The sequence below is a fragment of the Ilyobacter sp. genome, assembly GCF_041583315.1.
Classification (GTDB): domain Bacteria; phylum Fusobacteriota; class Fusobacteriia; order Fusobacteriales; family Fusobacteriaceae; genus Ilyobacter.
The window spans coordinates 1-6,932 of the sequence record NZ_JBFHGC010000085.1 but is presented as its reverse complement, the minus strand read 5'-3'; the positions used below and the strand labels follow the sequence as shown (position 1 = coordinate 6,932).

At 33.5% G+C, this 6,932-nt stretch carries 9 protein-coding genes; 2 read left to right on the top strand and 7 right to left on the bottom strand.

The window, feature by feature from the left end; translation table 11 throughout:
- On the top strand, positions 1 to 818 hold an 818-nt coding region (locus ABZA26_RS04520; protein ID WP_372713324.1), incomplete at its 5' end, for an ATP-binding protein.
- Positions 819 to 1,010: 192 nt separating this feature from the next.
- On the opposite strand, the gene ABZA26_RS04515 is transcribed toward ABZA26_RS04520, so the two are convergent.
- From ABZA26_RS04515 to ABZA26_RS04485, 7 genes are all read right to left on the bottom strand, one after another.
- The gene (locus tag ABZA26_RS04515) at positions 1,011 to 1,211 is read right to left on the bottom strand and encodes a hypothetical protein (protein WP_372713323.1); all 201 of its coding nucleotides are present in this window, start codon (positions 1,209 to 1,211) and stop codon (positions 1,011 to 1,013) included.
- A gap of 232 nt (positions 1,212 to 1,443) precedes the next feature.
- Entirely contained in the window at positions 1,444 to 2,118 is a 675-nt protein-coding gene (locus ABZA26_RS04510) for a response regulator transcription factor (protein WP_372713322.1), read from the bottom strand.
- Positions 2,119 to 2,145: 27 nt separating this feature from the next.
- Entirely contained in the window at positions 2,146 to 2,823 is a 678-nt protein-coding gene (locus ABZA26_RS04505; protein ID WP_372713321.1) for a phosphate uptake regulator PhoU, read from the bottom strand.
- A 72-nt stretch (positions 2,824 to 2,895) separates the two neighbouring features.
- On the bottom strand, positions 2,896 to 3,657 hold the full coding sequence (gene pstB, locus ABZA26_RS04500) for a phosphate ABC transporter ATP-binding protein PstB (protein WP_372713320.1): 762 nt from the start codon (positions 3,655 to 3,657) through the stop codon (positions 2,896 to 2,898).
- 62 nt (positions 3,658 to 3,719) lie between these two features.
- Positions 3,720 to 4,565, bottom strand: coding sequence for a phosphate ABC transporter permease PstA (gene pstA / locus ABZA26_RS04495; protein WP_372713319.1), 846 nt, complete (start codon positions 4,563 to 4,565; stop codon positions 3,720 to 3,722).
- A gap of 14 nt (positions 4,566 to 4,579) precedes the next feature.
- On the bottom strand, positions 4,580 to 5,455 hold the full coding sequence (gene pstC / locus ABZA26_RS04490; RefSeq protein ID WP_372713318.1) for a phosphate ABC transporter permease subunit PstC: 876 nt from the start codon (positions 5,453 to 5,455) through the stop codon (positions 4,580 to 4,582).
- Positions 5,456 to 5,711: 256 nt separating this feature from the next.
- Positions 5,712 to 6,545, bottom strand: coding sequence for a phosphate ABC transporter substrate-binding protein (locus ABZA26_RS04485; protein ID WP_372713317.1), 834 nt, complete (start codon positions 6,543 to 6,545; stop codon positions 5,712 to 5,714).
- Between the two features lie 201 nt (positions 6,546 to 6,746).
- Here ABZA26_RS04485 and ABZA26_RS04480 point away from each other — a divergent pair, with 201 nt between their 5' ends.
- Complete coding sequence (locus ABZA26_RS04480; RefSeq protein ID WP_372713316.1) at positions 6,747 to 6,917, top strand: S24 family peptidase; 171 nt, start codon at positions 6,747 to 6,749, stop codon at positions 6,915 to 6,917.
- Positions 6,918 to 6,932 lie beyond the last annotated feature (15 nt).

Below are 6,932 nucleotides of genomic sequence, written 5' to 3'. Positions count from 1 at the left end.
GCGGTAATATCTATGCCAATGAAACACAGATTCACCAGGTTATTTTAAATCTGTGCACAAATGCCTGTAATGCAATGAAGGAAAAAAATCAGGGTACATTAACAATAACCATGGACAGTGTGAAATATCAGTCTCATGAAGGAAGGGATGAAAATACATCCCATAAAAGAGATTACATCAAACTATCCTTTGAAGACAACGGATGCGGTATAGAGGAAAACATAATGGAAAAGATATTCGATCCATTTTTTACCCAAAAGTTATCAGACAAAAGCAGCGGTTTAGGACTTTCAATAGTGCAGGGGATAATTAGTAAACACGGTGGTATGATAAATGTATACAGCAAAAAAAGTATAGGAAGCAGATTTGATGTATACATCCCAAAAGCAAATGAAAATGAAACTATTGATAACATCCATTGGCAGTCCGCCAGTATTATCGGAAAAGAAAAAGTTCTGATCATAGATGACGACAAAGATATTGCTGAGATGCTCAGAAAAGGTCTGAATGAACTGGGATATAATGTGAGTTGTATGACTGACTGTAACGAAATTTTAATGAAATTCAATTACATAAAGGAGAATTTTGATGTGGTAGTTACTGATCTTACAATGCCTGAAATCACAGGGATACAAATCTCAAAAAAAATAAAAAGAAACCAGCCCAGCGTAAAAACAATTTTAATAACTGCATATTCTGATGAACCTCTAGAAGAGTATATGAAAGATAAAACTCTCGATGATTATCTTATCAAACCAGTTTCGGCTACCCAGGTAAGTAAAAGCATTAGAAAAATAATGGATAATCATCAACCATAATTATCTAATAAATTTTATCAAAATTAGATTTCTATCCATTAACAGGAGCTCCAGAAGAGCTCCTGTTAAATTATCCACTTGTTTAATATTTTTAACTTTTCTGCTCATAAAAAATCCCTCCCTTAATTACATAGATACAACAGTATCATTCAGTAATCAAGAGAAGGACTCAAAAACACAAAAATATTTACACTACCAGTCACTTTCATAGTTTAAAGAGGTTCTGATTATATATTCAGTTCCATCAAAAATTTTTAAGACTTTTGCATAGTAGGCTCTCTGATCTTTTAGTGTGTCACTGTATCTTACGTCAAATCCATTTCCATTTGCCAAAGCTTCGAGTATTTCTGGTCTTCTCCTGTGATAATCCATACTTTCTTCTTTGGTATACATTTCAGAATCGTAGATTACTTTTCCGTCTGTCTCTATTATAGTTACCCTTTTATTTACTCTTTTAAAAGAGAATTAAATTCCTTTTCTCTACCGTTTTCTTTTACAAGGTTTTCTATCAGGTTTGTATCGGATGCCAGTGTCCTTTTGGCCAACTCATTATGAAGTTCAGATACCTTTATTATATTAGTACGAATGAAAAATGTCTCTAAAAGCAAAATAAATATCAGAGTTATTATTTCCTTTCTTCTAATTTGTACCCAACTCCCTTCACTGTACGTATATTTTTAGAGATGCTCTTTAGTTTTTCCCTCAATTTAGAAATATAGATATCTACAGATCTATCCCCTGAATAGTAGTTGGTTTGCCAAACTTTGTCTAAAATCTTTTCTCTAGACAACGCCATCCCTTTATTTCTAATAAGAAGATATAAAAGATCGTACTCCTTTTTAGAAAGCTCAATCTCTATTCCGTTTTCAGTAACTAGGTGTCTGTCATCATCTATAACCACACCGGCAAAGACATATTTTTTATCCGCTCTAGACTCTCCTGATTGGATTCTTTTTGCTCTAAGAACAAGCTCTCTCGGATCAAAAGGTTTTTTCATATAATCATTGGCACCCAATCCCAGTCCTTCTAGCACATCTTCTATCTCTGTCTTAGCTGTAAGCATTATTATGAAAGGATTACCGTATTCTTCAGGAAGATCTCTTACTATCTTTGTAAAGTTCTTACCGTTAAGACTAGGAAGCATTATATCTAGAATAACAAGTTCTGGTTTGAAGGTCTTCAAAGTTTTAAGACCGTCTAAACCATCACTTACTGCTTCTACTTTGTAACCTTCATTTTTGAAAAAATAGCTTACAAGATTCTGGATTTCAACATCATCTTCGATTATCAGTACCTTCATAAATCCTCCTATATTTCAACATACCTTTTATTTTTTTTGTATTAATTCCTGTTTTCTCAAATTATTTCCGCTTACATTGTATGCTAGACTTTTTCCAAGCTGCATGATTTTATCTGAAATTCTTTCATATTTTTTTGTAGTCAATAGAATCAAGTTTCCAAACTCAATATTTTCAGGATTTTCTTTCATTACTGCAATTATCTTTTCTACTGTATGGTCTCTTATCTCATTTACATCTTCATCCAATGCAAGAAGGGTATAGATCTGTTTATCATCTCTTTCAATAAGAGCTGTGGTATATATATCAAATATATTTTCAACCTTTTCTGCTATATCTTCCACAAGGTACAGATAGTTTTTGTGAAGATCTCCATTTTTTTCCATCTGTCTCATAAGCTGGATGTTATCTAGTAAAAGGTCTCCCATTCTTTCTAACATGTTAACTCCTTCCAACATACTTAAAAGCGACCTTAGATCCCTTGCTGCTGGCTGGAACATAGCTATAGTTACGATTGATTCTTCCTTTATCATTACTTCATAGGAATTTATTCTGTCCTCTACTACTATAGCCTCTCCATAAATGGAATTTTCAAAGGATTTGTTTTTTAGCATCTCCATATCAATCCTCAGTAGTCTTCCTACATTTTTAACCATATCAATAAAATGTTCGTTTGCTAAATCTATTCTTTCTTGTAAATTTTTCATAGTTCCCCCTCATTTTAGAATTCCGATATTTAAATTTTTAATGCTAATATTTAATAAAATTTTATTGATTTCTTATCCGAATTTTCCTGTAATATAATCCTCTGTCTTTTTGTTTTCTGGGTTTGTAAATATTTTTTCAGTAGGTCCAAACTCCTCTATTATTCCTTGGTAAAAAAAACCTGTATATCCAGATATTCTCGCTGCCTGCTGCATGTTGTGCGTAACTATAATTATAGTGTAATCCTTTTCCAGAGTTCTTATAAGCTCCTCTATTTTAAGAGTCGAGATGGGATCAAGAGCTGAAGTAGGCTCATCCATAAGAAGTATTTCTGGTTTTACAGCTATGGCTCTTGCTATACAAAGTCTCTGTTGCTGCCCTCCAGACAATCCTAAAGCTGACTGGTGAAGTTTGTCACTGACCTCGTCCCATAGTGCCACTGCTTTTAGACTTTCCTCAACTATCTCATCTAGTTTTTTCTTATCTCTTTCTCCGTGAAGCTTAGGGCCATATACTATATTTTCATATATCGTTTTAGGAAATGGATTCGGTTTTTGAAATACCATTCCTATTTTTTTTCTTAGTTCAACTATATCATGTTTTTTGTCAAAGATATTTTCTCCGTCCAGTTCAATAACTCCTTCATATTTAGATATATCTATAAGATCATTCATTCTGTTGATAGATCTTAGAAATGTAGATTTTCCACATCCTGAAGGTCCTATGAGGGCTGTTACTTTATTTTTTTCTACGTCCATATTGATATCTTTTAATGCTTGAAAGTCACCGTAGTAAAAATTAAAATTTTTAACACTAAGTCTTATGTTATTTTCCATTTTATTTCATTCCTCCCAAAAATTCTTATAGCTTTTTTTATATCCGTAATTAGTAATTGTTTTTATCTGAATTTTCTGAATTTATTTCTTACAAATGCTCCCAACAGGTTGAAACCTACTGTTATAAATACAAGTACAAAAAGTGTTCCCATCATATTTGACTCTGGCATATTAGGTACCTGTGTTGAAATTACGTAGAGATGATATGGTAGTGCCATTACTTGATCGCTCAAAGACTCTGGTAAAAACGGAAGATAAAATGCAACTGCAGTAAACATGATCGGTGCTGTTTCCCCAGTTGCTCTGGAAACACTCAGTATTATTCCTGTGAGTATTCCAGGAAGTGCTGCTGGAAGCACTATTTTCCAAGTTGTTTCCCATTGAGTAGCTCCTAGTGCAAGAGAAGCCTCTCTTAAGTTTCTCGGTATTGCAAGAAGCGCCTCTCTTGTAGCTGTAATTATTACAGGAAGACTCATTATTCCCAAAGTAAGGCAACCCGCTATAAGGGATCTTCCCATTTTAAGGCCTATTACAAAGAATGCCATTCCAAATAGTCCATATATGATACTAGGTATTCCTGCAAGGTTTACTATAGTAAGGTTAATAACTCTTCTTAACCAATTATCCTTGGAGTATTCCACCAGATACACTCCTGTAAGTATTCCAAATGGTACCGATGCAATTATAGTTCCTAGTGTCAAAAGTATACTTCCTATTATTACTGGAAATATCCCCCCCGATCTCATCCCGTTGGTTGGTCCATCTGTAAGAAAAGACCATGTTATTGCTGGTAATCCCTTAAAAATAATGTAGGCAAATATCCCCAATACAGGAACTATAGAAAATATTCCCATTATTTTTATTGTAGTTTCTATTATATTTTTTCCTCTACCTTTTAATATACTCATTTATCTCTCCTTGCTTATCCAATATTTTTTCTAGATTTATGGATAAAATAATCCGCAACGGTATTCGTTAAAAAACTTATGGCAAATAATATCATACCTATTGCAAATAGCGAGTAATAATGTTTATCCCCTGTTGTTACCTCTCCCATCTCTGCAGCTATTGTTGCTGTTAATGTTCTTACTGCCGTTAAAGGTCCAGAATTTAAAATTGGTGCATTTCCTGTTACCATCAGCACTGTCATTGTTTCTCCTATAATTCTTCCGAAACCTAACATTATTCCAGCAAAAATTCCTGGAAATGCAGCTGGAAGAAGAACCTTTACTATTGTTTCTAATTTGTTAGCTCCCATTGCAAGGGAAGCCTCTTTATAGGATTTATCAAGAGCCATGATAGCATCGTCAGCTATACTAACCATTGTAGGTATGGCCATTAGGGCAAGAAGTATTCCACCATTTAAGGCTGTAAGACCTGAATCCAATCCGAAAAAATCTTTTATAACGTTAGAAAACAGATACAATCCGATGTACCCTAGTACTACAGATGGTAGAGCTGACATAGTTTCAATCAAAATTTTAAAAATTTCTCTCGTTTTCTTACTTGCATATTCTGATATATACACTGCTGTAAAAATACTAAGGGGCACGGATATTCCAAGGGCTATTATACTCACCCAGAAACTTCCTGCTAAAAGAGGTAGAAAACCGTAAAGATCAGAAAGAGGTATCCAGGTTTTTCCTGTAAAAAAATCTGTAATACTTCCCTCATGAAAAAACTTTATTCCATTGCTACAAACAAAGAAAAATATTGCAAAAACTATAATAATATTAAAGGCTGCAACTCCAAAAATACTATGTTTCATAAAGGTATCTTTTATTTTTCTAGTATCCATTATTTCTCCTTTATTATTTTATTTTTACATCTTATGGATATTTTACTATCCTTATGTTTTAGAGTTATAAATTTTATGTAAAGAATATGTAAAATCTATAAAGATATACCCAACTATAGTTAGATTTAATCGATTTTATGGCTAAAAAAAACTGTATTATCTAAATAAAGCGATCTATTCTCCTATTTTAAATTGATTTCGAAGCACTAAAAAATAGAAAAAACTCCCAAGAATTTTTTGGGAGTTTTAAATATAGTTATTTTGCAGGTACAAACCCTTCTTTAGCTACGATAGCTTGTCCAGTTGGTGAAAGAGTAAATTCTACAATGTTTGATATAACTTGAGATCTTTTAACTGGTACATACCAGAAAAGTTCTCTTGCAATTGGATATTTTTTAGTAGCCACATTCTCTACAGTTGGCTCAGCTCCATCTACAGCTAAAGATTTTACAGTAGCATCAATGTACGCCATTCCAACGTATCCTATGGCATTTTCATTTGCAGCTGTTTCTTGAACGATAGCCGTGTTTGATGGTAAGTAAAGTGTTTCATCAGCGTATTCTTTTTTAGAATTCTTATCCCCACCTCTCACTACATCTTCTTTAAAGTATACATGTGTTCCAGATGATGAATCTCTCGACAGAAGGACTATTGACGCGTCTTTTCCTCCAACCTCTTTCCAATTAGTTATCTCTCCTGAGAATATTTTACCGATAATTTCTTTAGAAAGTACATTTACAGGGTTACTTGGGTGAGTTATTACAGATAGTCCGTCCCATCCGATTACGATCTCTTCAAGTGCTCTTCCTGCATCCTCCGCACCCTTAAGTTCTTTTTCTTTTGCATTTCTAGAAGCCATAGCTATATCTGTAGTTCCGTTGATTGCTGCTGCAATACCTACTCCAGATCCTCCACCAGTTACTGCTATTCTAGCGTCTTTGTTTCCACTCATGTAAGCTTCAGAAAGCTGTTGAGTTACGTTAAGGATGGTATCTGATCCTGTGATCTGTACAATTTCTGATTTAACTTTTGCTTCTCCACACGCTACTAATAATAATACTGATACACCTAAAAGTAATTTTTTCAACATTTCTAAGTTCCCCCTTAAAATTAATTTTTTATTATATAGTAATCATACTTGAAGCTTGTTAAAAGAATATGTAGATATTGTAAATGTTCTGTAAAAATAAGATATGTAACTATTATGTTTATTAACTCTGTGTCTTATCATGACGGGAATCGAACCTGTGTCCAACTTATTGTAGCCTATCCAATTTCATAAATAGTATTGGTGAGCAACCTGAATGACGAGGCTTATGTTAAAGTGCTAAAGCTAAATAAGAACAAGCTGGTTCTGGAGAGTATAAACGATAAATACTCTAACATTGCAATAAAAAGCACCGATGACTTTAACATAGTGGGAAGAATGGTTGAGATCAGATACAGGGAAATACTGAAATAATAAATATAAAAAGGC

Coding starts and splice junctions, on each gene's coding strand:
- pstC (WP_372713318.1), bottom strand. CDS start 5,455: ATGGATACTAGAAAAATAAAAGATACCTTTATGAAACATAGTATTTTT.
- ABZA26_RS04510 (WP_372713322.1), bottom strand. CDS start 2,118: ATGAAGGTACTGATAATCGAAGATGATGTTGAAATCCAGAATCTTGTA.
- ABZA26_RS04505 (WP_372713321.1), bottom strand. CDS start 2,823: ATGAAAAATTTACAAGAAAGAATAGATTTAGCAAACGAACATTTTATT.
- pstA (WP_372713319.1), bottom strand. CDS start 4,565: ATGAGTATATTAAAAGGTAGAGGAAAAAATATAATAGAAACTACAATA.
- pstB (WP_372713320.1), bottom strand. CDS start 3,657: ATGGAAAATAACATAAGACTTAGTGTTAAAAATTTTAATTTTTACTAC.
- ABZA26_RS04485 (WP_372713317.1), bottom strand. CDS start 6,545: ATGTTGAAAAAATTACTTTTAGGTGTATCAGTATTATTATTAGTAGCG.
- ABZA26_RS04515 (WP_372713323.1), bottom strand. CDS start 1,211: ATGTATACCAAAGAAGAAAGTATGGATTATCACAGGAGAAGACCAGAA.